This window comes from Micromonospora sp. WMMD729 (genome assembly GCF_049315225.1).
Taxonomy (GTDB): Bacteria; Actinomycetota; Actinomycetes; order Mycobacteriales; family Micromonosporaceae; genus Micromonospora.
This window is the reverse complement of the sequence record NZ_CP186059.1, coordinates 5,058,383-5,074,044: the sequence shown is the minus strand read 5'-3', so window position 1 is coordinate 5,074,044 and position 15,662 is coordinate 5,058,383. Positions and strand designations below refer to the sequence as shown.

Genomic DNA, 15,662 nt, shown 5'->3' with positions numbered 1-15,662 from the left:
CGGTGCGCGAGCCGGAGGCCCGGCCGTACCGGGCCGGGTTCGGCTGTTTCGTCGGCCGACCCAACGCGGGCAAGTCCACCCTGACCAACGCGATCGTCGGCACCAAGATCGCGATCACCTCGAACAAGCCGCAGACCACCCGGCACGTCATCCGGGCGGTGCTGCACCGCCCGGAGTCGCAGCTGGTCCTGGTGGACACGCCGGGCCTGCACCGACCTCGTACGCTGCTCGGCGAACGCCTCAACGACCTGGTCCGGTCCACCTGGACCGAGGTCGACGTGATCGGCCTGTGCATCCCGGCGGACGAGCCGGTGGGTCGCGGCGACCGGTTCATCACCGGCGAGCTGGCCGAGCTGAAGGCCACCGTGCTGGCCGTGGTCACCAAGACCGACCTGGTGGACAAGCGCCGGCTGGCCGAGCAGTTGCTCGCGGTCAGTGAGCTGGGGGAGTTCGCCGAGATCGTCCCGGTGAGCGCGGTCTCCGGGCACCAGGTGGACACGCTCGTCGACGTGATGACGAACTACCTGCCGCCGTCGCCGCAGCTCTACCCGGACGACATGCTGACCGACGACCCGGAGCAGGTGCTGGTCGCGGAGCTGATCCGGGAGGCGGCCCTGGAGGGTGTCCGCGACGAGCTGCCGCACTCCATCGCCGTGGTGGTGGAGGAGATGATCCCCGAGGGTCAGCTCATGAAGATCTACGCCGACGTGTACGTGGAGCGTCCCAGCCAGAAGGCGATCGTGCTGGGCCACCGGGCCAGCCGGCTCAAGGAGGTCGGCACCACGGCCCGCCGGCAGATCGAGGAGCTGCTCGGCTCCCGGGTCTACCTGGACCTGCACGTGCGGGTCGCGAAGGACTGGCAGCGCGATCCGCGGCAGCTGCGCAAGCTGGGTTTCTAAAGGCGCCGTTTGGCTCGTGGGTCGGGCCGGGTAGGGGAGGGAGCACCCCGCGCCCCCGATCCAGATGCAGGCTGATGCGCAACAGATACCTCGATCTGCTCCGTTTCCTGGCCATCGTTCGAGTCGTCGTCTATCACGTCACCGGGTGGGCCACCCTCACCCTGGTGTTCCCCGCCATGTCGGTGATGTTCGCGCTGGCCGGCTCGCTGATGGCCGCCTCGCTCACCCGGTCCGGTCCGGTGGCGGTCGGCCGTCGGCTGCGCCGGCTGTTGCCGTCGCTGTGGGTGGTGGCGGTGGTCTTCGTACCGGCCATGCTGTTCACCGGGTTGGCGCTGTCGCCACGGGTGTTGCTGTGGCTGTTCCCGATCGCCGACCCGTCGGCCAACGGCTGGGGCGCCCTGGCGCTGAGCGTCATCTGGTACCTGCGCGACTACCTCTGGTTCGTGCTCGCCTCACCGGTCGCGTTCTGGCTGTTCCGGCGGGCCCCGCTGCCCACCCTGCTCGCCCCGTACCTGCTGCTGGTGACCATCGAGGTGGGCATCTACCCGGCGCCGGCGGTGGTCCGCGACTTCGGGTTGTACTTCGGCGCGTGGCTGCTGGGCTTCGCCCACCACGCCGGGATGCTGCGCCGGCTCACCGGCCGGGTGCTGTACCCGCTGGCGCTGGCCCTCGCCGTCGCGGGCGGCGCCTGGATCGTCGCCCACCCGGGGCCGCGCGGGTACGACCTCAACGACAACCCCCTCGGCAACGCGCTCTGGTCGGCCGCGTTCATCCTGGTCGTCCTGGGCCGGGCACCGGCCGGGGTGGCCTGGCTGTCGCGCAGCCGGCTGGCCGACCGGGCGGTGACGGTGGTCAACCGGCGGGCGCTCACCATCTACCTCTGGCACATGCCGTTCGTGGTGGCGCTCACCCCGCTGGTCGACGTGGTCGGCTGGTCCCACCAGAATCCGGTGGGACTGGCAATACGGGTGCTGCTGGTCTTCGCCCTGGTCGGTCTGGTCACCCTGGCCGTCGGCTGGGTCGAGGACGTCGCCGCCCGCCGCCGTCCGGAGCTGATTCCGGTCGGCTCGCCGCCCCCGACCGGTCCGTCGTCCCCCTCGGAAGACGGTCCGGCGGGCCGACCCGGCGCCGGTACGACCGTGGGGCGGGCCGTCGTGCCGGCGCAGCGGGCCGGCGAGGCGGCGACCGTCGAGATCACCGCTGGCTGATGGTCACGTTTCCGCTGCTGGCCGAGCCGTCGAGCAGCAGGGACGCCGCCGGGTCGTCCGCCACGGTGATCCGCGCGTCGCCGGAGCCCGTGCTGGAGCGGACCCGGTAGCTGCCCGCCGGTACGAGCAGGGTGACGTCGCCGCTGGAGGCGTGCGCCCGCGCCGAGTTCGGCGCCTCCATCTCGATGGTCACGTTGCCGGAGCCGGCCTCGGCGTCCGTCGCGCCGGTCACGCGGCGGGCGCTGATGTCACCCGAGCCGGCCCGCAGCCGTACCGTCGAACCGGCCTCGCTCAGGTCGATGTTGCCCGAGCCGGTCTCCACGTCGAGCGCCCCGGCGGCCTCGGTGACCCGCACGTCGCCCGAGCCCAGTCGCAGCTTCACCGCGCCCACCTTGGTCAGCTCGACGTCGCCCGAGCCGCTGTCGCCCTGCACGCTCACCCCGTCGGGAACCGTCACCTCGTACGAGACGCTGCACCGGTCGCCGCAGTCGGTGTCCAACACCAACTCGCTGTCCCTGATCTCGTACCGGGCCTTGGGTTCGCCGCCCTGGTAGCGCACCACCCGCTTGATCCGCGCCTCGCCCGCCGGGCCGCCGCCTCGGATGATCACGTCCCCGGAGCCCCCGTCCACCCGGATGGTGGTGATCTTCACCGGCTCGGTGTCGTCGTAGTCGAGCCGGCGGAACGACAGGTTGTCGCACCCGGCCAGCAGGATGAGGGCGGTGGACAACCCCAACGCGACGGGCGCGGCGGCGCGGCGACGACGGGCGGCGGTGGTCTGGTGCAGTGCCATGGCCAGCACGCTACGGGCGGTCGTCGGCCCGGCGCATCGGGGTTCATCCTCGCCCGCACCCCGAACCGACCCTGATTTCACACCCCGAGGGAGAATGGTCCGATGGCCGGGTACCGCCGACAGCTCTACCGCGACGACGCGGTGGTGCTGCGTGTGCAGAAACTCGGCGAGTCCGACCGGATCATCACCCTGCTCACCCGCCGGCACGGTCGGCTGCGGGCGGTGGCCCGCGGCGTCCGGCGCACCACGAGCAAGTTCGGCGCCCGGCTGGAGCCGTTCGGTCACGTCGACCTGCAACTCGCCGGTGACCCCAAGGGCAACCACGGCAGCTCGCTGCACACGGTCAGCCAGGTCGAGGGCATCGACCTGTACGGCAAGCGGTTCCTCGGCGACTATCCCCGCTACACGGCGGCCAGCGCGATCGCCGAGACCGCCGAGCGGCTGACCCCCGTCGAGCGGGAACCGTCGCTGCGGTTGTTCCAGCTCACCGTGGGGGCGTTGAAAGCGCTGTCCCGGGGTGAGCACGACACCACCCTGGTGCTCGACGCGTACCTGCTGCGGGGGATGGCTCTCGCCGGCTGGGCGCCGGCGCTGACCGCCTGCGCGGTCTGCGGCACCCCCGGGCGGCACCGCGCGTTCTCCGTGCCGGCCGGCGGCGCGGTCTGCCCGGACTGCCGGCCGCCGGGGGCGGCCCACCCCGCGCCGGCCACCATCGACCTGATGTCCGCGCTGACCACCGGCGACTGGGTGGTCGCCGATGCCACCGACACCGGGGTACGCCGGGAGTGCAGCGGCCTGGTGGCGGCGCACCTCCAGTGGCACCTGGAACGCGCGTTACGCTCGCTGCCGCTGGTAGACCGGGGCACCCCGGTCGCCGGCACGGTCCCGCCGCCGGGTGGCGGTGGGGCGGGGATGCTCCGGCCGCGCGGTGACGTGGAGGCCGGGGCTGCGATGCTCCGGCCGCGCGGTGACGCCGAGGCCGGAGCGGACGGCACGAGCAAGGAGAGAGCCGAGTGATCCGATCGACGAGGCCCGGTCGGCGCGAGCCGACGCCACCGACGCCCCACCCGTCCGGCGCCCGGCCGCCGGCGCTGCCCAGCGAGGCGGTGCCGAAGCACGTGGCCATCGTGATGGACGGCAACGGTCGGTGGGCCAAGGAGCGCGGGATGGCCCGTACCAAGGGCCACGAGGCGGGGGAGCACAGCCTCTTCGACACCATCGAGGGCGCGATCGAGATGGGCATCCCCTACCTGTCGGCGTACGCGTTCTCCACCGAGAACTGGCGGCGCTCGCCGGACGAGGTCCGGTTCCTGATGGGGTTCAACCGGGACGTCATCCGGCGACGCCGTGACCAGTTGGTCGACCTGGGTGTCCGGGTGGTCTGGTCGGGGCGGCCGGGGCGGCTGTGGAAGAGCGTCATCTCCGAGTTGCAGACCGCCGAGGAGATGTCCCGCGACAACTCCACGCTCACCCTGCAGTTCTGCGTCAACTACGGCGGGCAGGCCGAGATCGGCGACGCCGCCGCCGCGATCGCCCGGGACGTGGCGGCCGGTCGACTGGACCCGGCGAAGGTCACCGAGAAGACCGTCGCGAAATACCTCTACCACCCGGAGATCCCGGAGGTGGACCTGTTCCTGCGGCCCTCCGGCGAGGAACGGATCTCCAACTTCCTGCTCTGGCAGACCGCGTACGCCGAGCTGGTCTTCCTCGACACGCTCTGGCCGGACTTCGACCGCCGCCACCTCTGGTACGCGTGCGAGCTGTACGCCCAGCGGGACCGGCGCTTCGGGGGCGCGCTGCCCAATCCGGTGGCCCCGACGGCCTGAACGAGGCTTACCCACACGTCACGCTGGGTACCAGAAGCGTCAGGAGCCACTGACGGAGGTGAACCCACATGATCCAGAAGCGCATTGCCCAGTGGGCGGTGATGGCCGTCGCGGTGCCACTGGCCGCGGCCGGCGCGCGCCGGCTCAGCCACACCCTGGAGGCCCGGCGTGGTCCCTCCGGGGCGACGCGGCTGCTGACGAAGGGTGCGGACCTGATCCGCCCGCAGAAAGCCAAGCGCCGCCGATTCTGGTAACGCTCCCCACCCACCCCACTTCCCCAACCCGGCGCCGCCCCGCACATACCCGTGCGAGGCGGCGCCTCCCCATACCCCCTCCCCACGCCCCCTCCCCGCCCCTTAGTCCCGCCGATCTTGCACTTTCGGTGGCGACGAAAGGTGCGGAAGTGGACTGATCGACCACCATAAGTGCAAGATCGGCGGCTGAGGGCTGAGGGCTGAGGGCTGAGGGCTGAGGGCTGAGGGCTGAGGGCTGAGGGCTGAGGGCTGAGGGCTGAGGGCTGAGGGCTGAGGGCTGAGGGCTGAGGGCTGAGGGCTGTGGGCTGGGGGTGGGGGATTTTGGGGCTTGTCGGGGTGGGGGTCGGTAGGGTTCGGAAGGGGGAGCGGGAAACTGTCGGGTGGGGGTGGGTGTGCGGGATCTCCGGTACAAGATGATCATGGCGTTGAACGCGGCCGACCTGGGTGACCCGATCTGTGAGCAGGTCGCCGAAATCTGCGCCGAGATCGCCGAGCAGCACTGCGCCGAGTTCGGTCACACCCCCGCGCTGCGTACCGGTGAGATCGCCGAACTGGCCATCGGAGAGCCGGCCCTGAGCTGGGCGCCGTCGACCCCCGACGCCGGGCAGCGTGCCTGGTGACCGCACCCGCCCCGGCGGTCGACGTACGCCGCGCCGAGGACCGCTTCGCCACCCGGATCTCCTGGCTGGACTCCAAGCACTCCTTCTCGTTCTCCCGGCACTACGACCCGGCCAACACCCACCACGGGCTGCTGCTGGTCAACAACGACGACGTGGTCCGGCCGGGCGCCGGCTTCGAGACCCACCCGCACCAGGACATGGAGATCGTCACCTGGGTGCTGCGGGGCTCGCTGGTGCACCAGGACTCCACCGGCCACTCCGGGGTCATCTACCCGGGCCTGGCGCAGCGGATGAGCGCCGGCACCGGCATCCTGCACTCGGAGAAGAACGACGCCTGGCGCCTGAACAACCAGCAGCCGCACAGCGACCCGGTGCACTTCGTGCAGATGTGGGTGCTCCCCGACGAGCAGGGTGTCGACCCCGGCTACGAGCAGTTGGAAATCGAGGACGAGTTGCTGCGCGGCGGCCTGGTGCCGATCGCCTCCGGGATGGACCGCTACGACGGCGCGTCCGCCATCCGGATCCGCAACCGGTACGCGACCCTGCACGCCGCCCGCCTCCGCCCCGGCGACGAGGTCACCATCCCGGATGCGCCCTTCGTGCACCTGTACGTGCCCGACGGCACGGTCACCCTGGAGGGCGGCGGCCCCCTCGGCACCGGCGACGCGGCGAGGCTCACCATGACCGGCGGTCGACGGGTCACCGCCGACGAGCCGGCCGAGATCCTCGTCTGGGAGATGCACGCCACGGTGGCCTGAGTGTCCGCCGGGCCCTCATGATCGTGCTCGAACATGGATGTAGTGGCCTCCCTGCATTGCGGAGGCCACTACATCATGGTTCGAGCACGATCTTGCCGTGGGCCGTGGGCGTTACGCCGGGGACTCGGTCTTGTCGCCGGCCCAGGTGGTGTGGAACGAGCCCTCGCGGTCGACCCGCTGGTAGGTGTGCGCGCCGAAGTTGTCCCGCAGACCCTGGATCAGCGCGGCGGGGAGCCGCTCGGCCCGCAGCGCGTCGAAGTAGGCCAGCGACGACGAGAACGCCGGCGTCGGCACACCCGCCTGCGCCGCGTCGGCCACCACCCGCCGCCAGCTCGGCACGCCCGCGCTGACCGCCTCGGCGAAGTAGGGCGCCACCAGCAGCGTCGGCAGGTCGGGCTGCTCGTCGTACGCCTCGCGGATGCGGTTCAGGAAGCGGGCCCGGATGATGCAGCCACCCCGCCAGATGGTCGCCGTGCCGCCCAGGTCGATGTCCCAGTTGTACTCGCTGCTGCCGGCGCGGATGTGGTCGAAGCCCTGCGCGTACGCGACGATCTTGGAAGCGAGCAGCGCCCGGCGGACGTCCTCGACGAACGCGTCCCGGTCGGCCACCTGCCACTTCTCACCGGCGTCCGGGAACGCCCGGCGGGCCGCCTCGCGCTGGTCGACGTGCCCGGACAGCGAACGCGCGAACGTCGCCTCGGCGATACCGGTGATCGGGATGCCCAGGTCCAGGGCGCTCTGCACGGTCCACCGGCCGGTGCCCTTCTGCTCGGCCCGGTCCTGCACGATGTCGACGAACGCGCGACCGGTCGCCGCGTCGGTGTGCGCCAACACGTCGGCGGTGATCTCGATGAGGAACGACTCCAGCTCGCCGCTGTTCCACTCCCGGAAGATCTCCGCGATCTCCGCCGGGGTGGCGTTCAGCCCGGCCCGCAGCAGGTCGTACGCCTCGGCGATGAGCTGCATGTCGGCGTACTCGATGCCGTTGTGCACCATCTTGACGAAGTGCCCGGCGCCGTCCGGCCCGACGTGCGTGCAGCACGGCACACCGTCCACCTGGGCGGCGATCTTCTCGAACATCGGCCCGAGCTTCGCGTACGACTCGGCGGAACCGCCCGGCATGATGCTCGGGCCGAGCAGCGCCCCCTCCTCGCCGCCGGAGACGCCCGTGCCGCTGAAGTGCAGCCCCTGCGCCCGCAGCGACTCCTCCCGACGGCGGGTGTCGGCGAAGTGGGCGTTGCCACAGTCGACGATGATGTCGCCCTCGTCCAGCAGCGGCACCAACTCGTCGATGACCGCGTCGGTGGGCGCGCCGGCCTTCACCATCACGATCACCGCGCGGGGACGCTCCAGCGACGCCACGAAGTCGGCCATCGTCTCACCGGGCACGAAGGTGCCCTCGTCGCCGTGCTCCGCGACGAGGCTGCGGGTGCGTTCCGGGGACCGGTTGTGCACCGCCACGGTGAAGCCGTTGCGGGCCAGGTTGCGGGCCAGGTTGCGGCCCATCACCGCCAGCCCGGTCACGCCGATCTGCGCTGTCGCCTGCTGAGCCATTCGTGCCGCCACCTCTCGCCGTCGAACTGTCTCTGCGACGGTATCGCGGCATCCGGCATCACGGGCAGGTCGTCCCACGGCGGGTCACCGCCTGGTCGCGGGCCGTCCGTCCACCACGTACATCGCGGTCGTCACACCGGCCGCTCACCCCTGGGCGAGTCGTTCCTCCACCCGCGCCACCTTCGCCGTGAGCGCATCGGTGACCCCGGGTCGGACGTCGGCTTTGAGGACGACACTCACCCGGGGCGCCTGCGCGGCCACCACGTCGACCGCCCGCTTGACCACCGCCATCACCTCGTCCCACTCGCCCTCGACGGTGGTGAACATGGCGTCGGTCCGGTTCGGCAGTCCGGACTCGCGGACCACCCGTACCGCCTCGGCGACGAGGTCGCCCACGGATTCGCCGCCCCCCAGCGGGGTGATCGAGAACGCGATCAGCATGTGCCGATCGTGCCAGTAATTCGGATGCGCGTCCTCCCCGGCGGCGGTTAGGGTCTCGGCATGCGTAACTGACGCCCCCTTCCGAGCCGGTCCGCCGCCCCGCGTCGCGGTCCGTGCGCTCCCGGGCGTCGCGCGTCTTCCCTGCGCCGTCGACGGCGTCAGCCGCCCGATCCCGGTGAGCAGTCCCTTCCACTCCACCGTCGCGCTGCGACGGTCACCAGCCGATCCGACCGACCGCCGGAGCGCGGGAACGGCCGGGACGGTCGGCACCGAAGGAGGCCCGGATGCCCGCCAGGCGTAACCCGAAGAAGTCCCGTACCCCGAAGATGACCCCGTCCGGACAGGTCCCGGCGGCCGACCACGGCCCGGCCGGCTCCGCTGCCGAGGGCGAGTCGGCGCTGCCGGCGGCCTTGGTCGAGCCCACGCCGCTGGCGGCGTTGGTCGATCCGGCGGCGACCGTCGAGCCGCTGCGGCCCGGAGCTGTCCCGACCGACGTGGCACTGCCGGTCGACGTGCCGGCGGCGGTCGACGCGCCGGCGGTGGAGGACCTGCCGCCGCCGGCCAGGCGACCGTCCGCGCCCACGGCCGGACCGCCGACGGGCGGCAGCCGCTCGGCCGGTGGCCGCAGTCAGCCGGCGGGCCAGACCCGCCGCTACGCCTTCCGGCGTAGCTGACCGAGCCGTCCGGGCCCGTGGGTGCCGGTCGGTGACAGCAACGTCGGGGATGTAGTGGCCTCCCACGCTGGCGAAGCCACTACATCCCCGAAGTTGCGCGGATCTTGCCACCGGTCCACCGGTCCACCGGTCCACCGGCCCTGCCCAAGCCCGGGTCGTGGCCCGGCACGCCGTGGCCCCGCAGGCCGTGATGCTGCGCGGCGGTGTCAGCCGAGCAGGGGGCGGAAGGTTCCGGCCAGGATGCTCGTCGTCAGCGCCGCGCCGGCCAGCGCGGCCGCGCCGACGACCAGCAGCGTGTCGGCGAGTCCGAAGCGCTGTCGGCGGGCCACGGTACGGGGTGTGCCGGCGTCGAAGCCCCGGGCGTCCATCGCGACGGCCAGCCGGGTACCTCGACGGATCGCCCCGACCAGCAGCGCGAACGCCGTGGACGCGAAGAGTCGTAGCTTGGCCACGGGATTGCGTCCCGCGTCGACGCCGCGTGCGCGCCGGGCCATGCTGATCATCTGCCATTCCTGGCCGAGCAGCGGCACCAGCCGGAACGCGGCCAGCGCCCCGACGGCGAACCGGGCGGGCGCCTTCGCGTTCTGGATCAACGCGTCCGCCAGATCGGTCGGGTCGGTGGTGGCGAAGACGATCACGCCGGGCAGCGCCACCGCGAAGATCCGCAGCACCAGGCCGAGCGCGGTGAGCAGCACGCCGGTGCTCACCAGCACCGGTCCGGCGTGCAGCAGGACGCGACCGGACTGGTCGGCGGCGAAGAGCACCAGGGTGACCAGGATGCCGAGGGCGCTGAGCAGCAACGGCAGGGCCCGCTGGGCCAGCACGCGGTAGCGCAGGCCGAACAGCGGCAGCACGGCCAGTTCGACGGCGATGGCGATCGCGGGAGCCACCGGGTCGAGCGTGGCCAGCAGGGTGAACGAGAAGACCAGCGCGGCGGCGAGCTTCGCCACCGGGTTGCGCCGGGCCAGCGGCGCTCCGGGCCGGGCGACCGGTTCGATGCTGATCATCCGCGTGCCTCCCGCCCGGCGTCGAGGCGTCGGTCGCCCCGCGCAACCCCGTTCACGACCGCTCCGAGGCGTCGGTCGCCGCGCGCAACCCCGTTCACCACCGCTCCGAGGCGTCGGTCGCGCGCCACCATCCTCACGACCGCTCCAGGGTGACGGTGCGGTCGGCGAGCGCCGCGACGAAGTCCGGGTCGTGGGTGACGCTCACGACGCCGTGCCCGGCGTCGCGCAGGTCCGCGAAGAGGTCGACCAGCTCACGCCAGGTGCGCCGGTCCTGGCCGAAGGTGGGTTCGTCGCAGATCAGCAGGCGGGGCGCGGTGGCCAGGGCTGTCGCCACGCTGAGGCGTCGCGCCTCCCCGCCGGAGAGGGTGTACGGGTTGGCCGCCGCGAGCCGGGTCAGTCGCAACCGTTCGAGCAGCCCGGCCACCGTCTCCTTGACGGCCGCCTCGGGTTGACCCGTCCGGCGGGGGCCGAGCGCCAGTTCGTCGAAGACGGTGCCGGTGACGAACTGGTGCTCCGGGTCCTGGAAGACCGACCCGATCCGGCGGGCCAGCACGGGCGCGCGCCAGCGGTGCGGGGGAGTGCGCTGGTGGGCACCGGCCAGTTCGGCGGAGGCGGTCACCCGGCCGGTTCCCGGTTTGAGCAGTCCGCCGAGCAGCAGCGCCAGGGTGGACTTGCCGGCCCCGTTCGGTCCGCGTACGGCGAGGGCCTCTCCGGCGCGTACCGTCAGATCGGTGGGGCCCAGCCGCGACGGCAGGCCGAGCCGGTCGGCGGTGAGCAACACGTCGCCGGCGGCGGCGGTGGCCCGGCGCGGCGCGATGGGGTGACCGGGCACCCAGACGCCCTCGGCGGCGAGTGCGTCGCCGTGCGCGGCGAAGACCGTGGCGGGTGGGCCGTCCGCGCGGACGCCGCCGCCGGGCTCCAGGACGACCACCCGGTCGACCAGCGGCAAGGCCTCGGCGACCCGGTGTTCGACGAGGATCAGGGTGGTGTCGGCGTCCAGCGCGCCCGCCACCGCGTCCCGGACCAGGGCGGCCCCGGCCGGGTCGAGGTTCGCGGTGGGCTCGTCGAGCAGCAGCAGGCCGGGCCGCAGGGCCAGCGCGCCGGCCAGGGCGAGGCGCTGCTGCTCGCCGCCGGACAGGGCGGCCGTGTTGCGGTCCCGGGGGTACGGGAAGCCGACCCGGCGCAGCGCCTCGTCGACGCGCGGCCAGATCTCGTCGGTCGGTACGCCCCGGTTCTCCAACCCGAACGCGACGTCGTCGCCGCTGCGCGCCATCACCAGTTGGGTCTGCGGGTCCTGGAAGACGATCCCGACCCGCTCACGGCCCTTGCGGGGGTCGAGCCCGTCGATCTCGACGGTGCCCTCCTGCTCGCCGGAGTCCTCGGGCAGCAGCCCGGCGAGGGCGGCGAGCAGGGTGCTCTTGCCGGCTCCCGAGGGCCCGAGCAGCAGCACCCGCTCCCCGTCCGCCACCCGCAGATCCACCCCGCGCAGCGCCCACGCCCGCCGCCCGGCGTGCCGCCACCCAAATCCCCGCAGCAGTACCCCCACCACCCCTCCTCCCGGGTCGCCATCGTCGTTGATCAAGAGGTTCGCGTCGGAATTCCGCCTCGCGGTGACGCCAACCTCTTGATCAACGAGGTAAGGGCAGGTTCTAGATCAGGGCGCGGGTTCGGCCGGACGGGAGGCGGTCCAGGACGCCGGTGTTGGCCAGGGCGCGCGTCAGGGCCCAGCCGCCGACGCCCGCGATGATCGTGGCGCTGACGATGGTGAGCAGCGCGTACGGGATGCGGTAGTTGAGCAGCTCGGTCTCGCTGTTCCAGACGAAGAAGTCGAACAGCGCCGCGCTGAGGCCGGTGAGCGCGCCGGCCAGCACGGCGGTCGGCAGCCGGTACGAGCGGTAGCGGAAGGCGGCGAACGCCAGCTCGGCGCCGATGCCCTGCACGATGCCCTGCGGGATGACCGTGCCGGCCCACTGGCTGCCCAGCAGCGCGGAGACGACCGCCGCCACCGTCTCGCAGTAGAGCGCCGCGCCGGGCTTGCGGATGACCAGCCCGCCGACCACGGCCGGCATCAGCCACACGCCGTAGATCAGCGTCTGCGCCGGCGGGAAGAAGGCGAACGCGCCCTCGGTGGCGCTCCAGACCAGGCCCCAGGCCCAGAAGATGACGCCGAAGGCGACCGCGATCACCGAGGCGACCACGATGTCGATCGTGCGCCAACGGTTGGTGGTGTTGTCCATGCTGTGCTCCCAGTTCAGTGGAACGAACCAGGAGAAGACGCACGCCGCGCGTCCGGTGGCACCGGACTCACGGCGCGGCTGGAGGTCGACCGAACTCCCTGCGCTGGCATTACCCAGATCAGGTTCGAGGGTCTGCGGGCGTGCCCGCACTCTCAGCGCTGTGCGCTCCCCTGTCGGATGTGAAGTTGTCTCGCTGACGCTAGCACCGACCAGGGGTAACGGCCCAGCAGGGCGTCCCCGGAGCCCGCGCATCCGGGCCGACACGACCACGGCTGGGTAGGCTGACGATCATGCAGGTCGAGGCGCGGGGTCTGACATTCGAGGTACGCACCGGCGGCCCGTCCGACGGCGACCCCGTCCTGCTGCTGCACGGCTTTCCGCAGCACAGCGGCGAGTGGGACGAGGTCGTGCCGCGGCTGCACGACGCCGGCCTGCGCACGTACGCGCTGGACCAGCGGGGCTACTCGCCGGGCGCGCGCCCCGCCGAGGTGGCGGGGTACCGCATCCCCGAACTGGTCGCCGACGCCGTGGCGGTGCTCGACGCGCTCGGTCTGGACGCCGTGCACCTCGTCGGCCACGACTGGGGCGCGGTCGTGGCCTGGGCGGTGGCCGCCGCGCACCCGCAGCGGGTCCGGACGCTGACCGCGGTGTCGGTGCCGCATCCGGCGGCCATGGCGCACGCGCTCGCCACGGACGCCCAGCAGAAGGCCCGCTCGTCGTACATCGCGCTGTTCCGCAAGCCGGACAAGGCCGAGAAGGTGCTGTTGGCGTGGCACGCGACGGCGCTGCGCAAGCTGCTCGGCGGGGTGGGCGACGCCGCCCGGGTGAACCGGTACGCCGACCCGATGCGTGAGCCGGGCGCGCTCACCGCCGCCCTGAACTGGTACCGGGCCATGTCCCGCGCCGACCTGGCCGCCGTCGGCCCGGTCCCCGTACCGACCAGCTACGTGTGGAGCGACCGGGACGTCGCGATCGGCCGAACCGCCGCCGAGGCGTGCGCCGCCCACGTCACCGGCGACTACCTCTTCGTACCCCTGGCCGGGGTGAGCCACTGGATTCCGGACGCCGCGCCCGCCGCGCTGGCCGAGGCGGTCCTGGCCCGGGCCGCCGGGACGGCCTGAGCCGTGCCGGGCGGGGGAGAGCGGTGACCGTTCCCACCGGTGGGCCGGGCACCCGCCGGTCGATCGCCGCGCAACTCCGGCTGCTGGGCGTACGCCCGGGATCGACGGTGCTCGTGCACGCCGGGATGCGCGGCCTGGGTTACGTCTGCGGCGGGCCGCAGGCGCTGGTGCTCGCCCTGCGGGACGCGCTCGGCCCGGACGGCACGATCGTGGTGCCCACCCACACCCCCGACAACAGCGACCCCGCGCAGTGGCGGAACCCGCCGGTGCCGGTGGACTGGTGGCCGCTGATCCGCGCCGAGATGCCCGGCTTCGACCCGGCGGTCACGCCGAGCCGGTACATGGGCGTCCTCGCCGAGACGGTCCGCTGCTGGCCCGGGGCACGGCGCAGCACGCACCCCCAGGTGTCGTTCGCGGCGCTCGGCCCGGCGGCCGAGCGGGTGGTCGCCGGGCACGCCCTGGCCGACATGCTCGGCGAGGTCTCACCGCTGGCCCGGCTCTACGACCTGGACGCCGACGTGCTGCTGCTCGGCGTCGACCATGGCGTCAACACCTCGCTGCACCTGGCCGAGTACCGCCGTCCCACCGTCGTGCGGGAACGGCTGGGCGCGGCGGTGCGGACCGCCGACGGGGGCCGCGAGTGGGTGTGGTGGCAGGACGCCCGGCTCGATTCGAGCGACTTCGGCGCACTGGGCCGCGACCTCGACGACACCGCGGTGGTCCGCGTCGGCCCGGTGGGCGCCGGAACGGCGAGGTTGGTACGCCAGCGGGCGGCGGTCGACTTCGCGGTGCGGTGGTTCGCCCGCAACAGACGGACGGAGGACGTATGACGGTGAGCGCCGAGGACTACCTGGCCGTGGTGACCGAGACGATGGCCCGGGTGGCCGCCAGCCAGGCCGACGCGGTGGGTCGGGCCGCCGACCTGATCGCCGAGGCGGTACGCGCCGACGGGGTGGTGCACGCCTTCGGCACCGGGCACTCGGAGGCCCTCGCCATGGAGATCGCCGGCCGGGCGGGCGGGCTGGTGCCCACCAACCGGATCGCCCTGCGGGACCTGGTGCTGCTCGGCGGTGAGCCGGCCGACCTGCTCGGACCGCTGCTGGAACGGGACCCGGCGGTGGCGCACCGGCTCTACGAGTTGGCCCCGGTGCGACCCACCGACGTCTTCGTGCTCGCCTCGAACTCCGGGGTCAACGGCGCGATGGTCGAGTTCGCCACGCTGGTCAAGGAGCGGGGCCACAAGCTGGTGGCGATCACCTCCGCACAGCACTCCGGCCGGATGACCTCCCGCCACCCGTCCGGACGCAAACTGGCCGACCTCGCCAACGTGGTGCTCGACAACGGCGCCCCGTACGGTGACGCGACGCTGCCGCTGCCGGGCGGGGGCGCGGTCGGCGCGGTCTCCTCGATCACGGCCGCGCTGCTGGCCCAGCAGATCACCGTGGAGGTGGTGGCCCGGCTGCTCGCGGCGGGGGAGCAGCCCCCGGTGTACCTGTCGGCGAACATCCCGGACGGCGACGCGCACAACAACGCGCTGGAGGCCCGGTACGCGGGTCGGATCCGTCGCGGTTCCTGACGTTTCCGCCCGGTGAACGGCAGGTGTCGTGAACCTGTTTCGCGCTCGGCCGGGTGGGGCATTGGCGTTCTGCCGGCGGCCGGGACCGCCGGCAGTACCGTCTCACCGGAGGTAGCGGGTGTCCAAGGAGACCGAGAAGCAACGGTGGCAGCGCAACTTCGCCGACCTGCTCCAGGAGTTGCGGGTCGCCCAGACCGGCGTGCAGATCCTCTTCGCCTTCCTGCTCACCCTGCCGTTCAGCAACGGGTTCACCCGGACCAGCGAGTTCCAGCGCGACGTCTACATCGTCGCCCTGCTGGCCGCGGCCGCCGCCACCGCGATGATCATTTCGCCGGTGGCGTTCCACCGGGCGCTGTTCCGCCAGGGACGCAAGCCGGAACTGGTGCGGTTCGCACACCGGATGGCGACCGGTGGCCTCGCCTTCATGCTGATCGCGATGGTCAGTGCGGTGCTGCTGATCACCGACTTCGTGCTGGACCGGCCGATCGCCTTCGTGCTGAGCGCGCTCGCCGGGATCTGGTTCCTCGTCTTCTGGGTGATCCTGCCGTTCGCCCGCCGCAACTGGGGTGACGACGACATCGACGACGAGGACGACGACCCGGACACGCTCAGCGTCGGCTGACCACTCTCGATGTTCACGCGACGCTACCCCTGGGTAACAACCAGGGGTAGCGTGGCGTTAGTCGCGCACGTC

Annotated in this window: 18 protein-coding genes and 1 riboswitch; of the genes, 12 read left to right on the top strand and 6 right to left on the bottom strand. The window is 72.7% G+C overall.

What is annotated here, in order from left to right; all coding sequences use genetic code 11:
* The first annotated feature begins 2 nt into the window (after nucleotides 1–2).
* Both era and ACN263_RS23110 read left to right on the top strand, forming a co-directional pair.
* Entirely contained in the window at nucleotides 3–899 is an 897-nt protein-coding gene (gene era, locus ACN263_RS23115) for a GTPase Era (protein ID WP_422740788.1), read from the top strand.
* A gap of 74 nt (nucleotides 900–973) precedes the next feature.
* Nucleotides 974–2,107, top strand: a complete 1,134-nt coding sequence (locus ACN263_RS23110; RefSeq protein WP_422736439.1) for an acyltransferase family protein — start codon at nucleotides 974–976, stop codon at nucleotides 2,105–2,107.
* On the opposite strand, the gene ACN263_RS23105 is transcribed toward ACN263_RS23110, so the two are convergent.
* Nucleotides 2,094–2,900 (bottom strand): DUF4097 family beta strand repeat-containing protein, encoded by an 807-nt coding sequence (locus ACN263_RS23105; RefSeq protein WP_422736438.1) that lies wholly within the window; start codon nucleotides 2,898–2,900, stop codon nucleotides 2,094–2,096. The genes ACN263_RS23110 and ACN263_RS23105 overlap by 14 nt on opposite strands.
* Before the next feature lie 102 nt (nucleotides 2,901–3,002).
* Here ACN263_RS23105 and recO point away from each other — a divergent pair, with 102 nt between their 5' ends.
* The 5 genes from recO to ACN263_RS23080 all read left to right on the top strand — a co-directional run bounded on the left by recO (nucleotide 3,003) and on the right by ACN263_RS23080 (nucleotide 6,358).
* Nucleotides 3,003–3,917, top strand: a complete 915-nt coding sequence (recO, locus tag ACN263_RS23100; protein ID WP_422736437.1) for a DNA repair protein RecO — start codon at nucleotides 3,003–3,005, stop codon at nucleotides 3,915–3,917.
* The gene (locus tag ACN263_RS23095) at nucleotides 3,914–4,726 is read left to right on the top strand and encodes an isoprenyl transferase (protein WP_422736436.1); all 813 of its coding nucleotides are present in this window, start codon (nucleotides 3,914–3,916) and stop codon (nucleotides 4,724–4,726) included. Before recO ends, ACN263_RS23095 begins: the two co-directional genes overlap by 4 nt.
* A gap of 68 nt (nucleotides 4,727–4,794) precedes the next feature.
* Nucleotides 4,795–4,980 carry a hypothetical protein gene (locus ACN263_RS23090; RefSeq protein WP_334630275.1) on the top strand — a complete coding sequence of 62 codons (186 nt, stop codon included), beginning with the start codon at nucleotides 4,795–4,797 and terminating at the stop codon, nucleotides 4,978–4,980.
* Nucleotides 4,981–5,399: 419 nt separating this feature from the next.
* Complete coding sequence (locus ACN263_RS23085) at nucleotides 5,400–5,600, top strand: thioredoxin reductase (protein ID WP_422736435.1); 201 nt, start codon at nucleotides 5,400–5,402, stop codon at nucleotides 5,598–5,600.
* Nucleotides 5,597–6,358: a pirin family protein gene (locus tag ACN263_RS23080; protein ID WP_422736434.1), complete on the top strand. Its 762-nt coding sequence runs from the start codon at nucleotides 5,597–5,599 to the stop codon at nucleotides 6,356–6,358. The genes ACN263_RS23085 and ACN263_RS23080 overlap by 4 nt, the downstream gene beginning before the upstream one ends.
* A 111-nt stretch (nucleotides 6,359–6,469) precedes the next feature.
* On the opposite strand, the gene gndA is transcribed toward ACN263_RS23080, so the two are convergent.
* Nucleotides 6,470–7,912, bottom strand: a complete 1,443-nt coding sequence (gene gndA / locus ACN263_RS23075) for an NADP-dependent phosphogluconate dehydrogenase (RefSeq protein WP_422736433.1) — start codon at nucleotides 7,910–7,912, stop codon at nucleotides 6,470–6,472.
* Nucleotides 7,913–8,056: 144 nt separating this feature from the next.
* Nucleotides 8,057–8,353, bottom strand: coding sequence for an MTH1187 family thiamine-binding protein (locus ACN263_RS23070; protein ID WP_422736432.1), 297 nt, complete (start codon nucleotides 8,351–8,353; stop codon nucleotides 8,057–8,059).
* A 284-nt stretch (nucleotides 8,354–8,637) separates the two neighbouring features.
* Between ACN263_RS23070 and ACN263_RS23065 the strand changes: the two genes are divergently transcribed.
* Nucleotides 8,638–9,027 carry a hypothetical protein gene (locus ACN263_RS23065; protein WP_422736431.1) on the top strand — a complete coding sequence of 130 codons (390 nt, stop codon included), beginning with the start codon at nucleotides 8,638–8,640 and terminating at the stop codon, nucleotides 9,025–9,027.
* A gap of 206 nt (nucleotides 9,028–9,233) precedes the next feature.
* Here the strand turns inward: ACN263_RS23065 and ACN263_RS23060 are convergent, their stop codons facing one another.
* The 3 genes from ACN263_RS23060 to ACN263_RS23050 form a co-directional block, all read right to left on the bottom strand.
* Nucleotides 9,234–10,034: an energy-coupling factor transporter transmembrane component T family protein gene (locus tag ACN263_RS23060; protein WP_422736430.1), complete on the bottom strand. Its 801-nt coding sequence runs from the start codon at nucleotides 10,032–10,034 to the stop codon at nucleotides 9,234–9,236.
* 133 nt (nucleotides 10,035–10,167) lie between these two features.
* The gene (locus ACN263_RS23055) at nucleotides 10,168–11,583 is read right to left on the bottom strand and encodes an ABC transporter ATP-binding protein (protein ID WP_422736429.1); all 1,416 of its coding nucleotides are present in this window, start codon (nucleotides 11,581–11,583) and stop codon (nucleotides 10,168–10,170) included.
* Between the two features lie 100 nt (nucleotides 11,584–11,683).
* A complete protein-coding gene (locus tag ACN263_RS23050) occupies nucleotides 11,684–12,271 on the bottom strand; it encodes an ECF transporter S component (RefSeq protein ID WP_422736428.1) in 588 nt (195 codons plus the stop codon).
* A gap of 77 nt (nucleotides 12,272–12,348) precedes the next feature.
* Nucleotides 12,349–12,453, bottom strand: a riboswitch (TPP riboswitch).
* A gap of 108 nt (nucleotides 12,454–12,561) precedes the next feature.
* On the opposite strand from ACN263_RS23050, the gene ACN263_RS23045 reads away from it, so the two are divergent.
* From ACN263_RS23045 to ACN263_RS23030, 4 genes are all read left to right on the top strand, one after another.
* Nucleotides 12,562–13,392, top strand: coding sequence for an alpha/beta fold hydrolase (locus ACN263_RS23045; protein ID WP_422736427.1), 831 nt, complete (start codon nucleotides 12,562–12,564; stop codon nucleotides 13,390–13,392).
* A 23-nt stretch (nucleotides 13,393–13,415) separates the two neighbouring features.
* Nucleotides 13,416–14,222, top strand: coding sequence for an aminoglycoside N(3)-acetyltransferase (locus ACN263_RS23040; protein WP_422736426.1), 807 nt, complete (start codon nucleotides 13,416–13,418; stop codon nucleotides 14,220–14,222).
* Nucleotides 14,219–14,968, top strand: a complete 750-nt coding sequence (locus ACN263_RS23035; protein WP_422736425.1) for a sugar isomerase domain-containing protein — start codon at nucleotides 14,219–14,221, stop codon at nucleotides 14,966–14,968. The genes ACN263_RS23040 and ACN263_RS23035 overlap by 4 nt, the downstream gene beginning before the upstream one ends.
* A gap of 118 nt (nucleotides 14,969–15,086) precedes the next feature.
* On the top strand, nucleotides 15,087–15,590 hold the full coding sequence (locus ACN263_RS23030; protein WP_422736424.1) for a DUF6328 family protein: 504 nt from the start codon (nucleotides 15,087–15,089) through the stop codon (nucleotides 15,588–15,590).
* Nucleotides 15,591–15,662 lie beyond the last annotated feature (72 nt).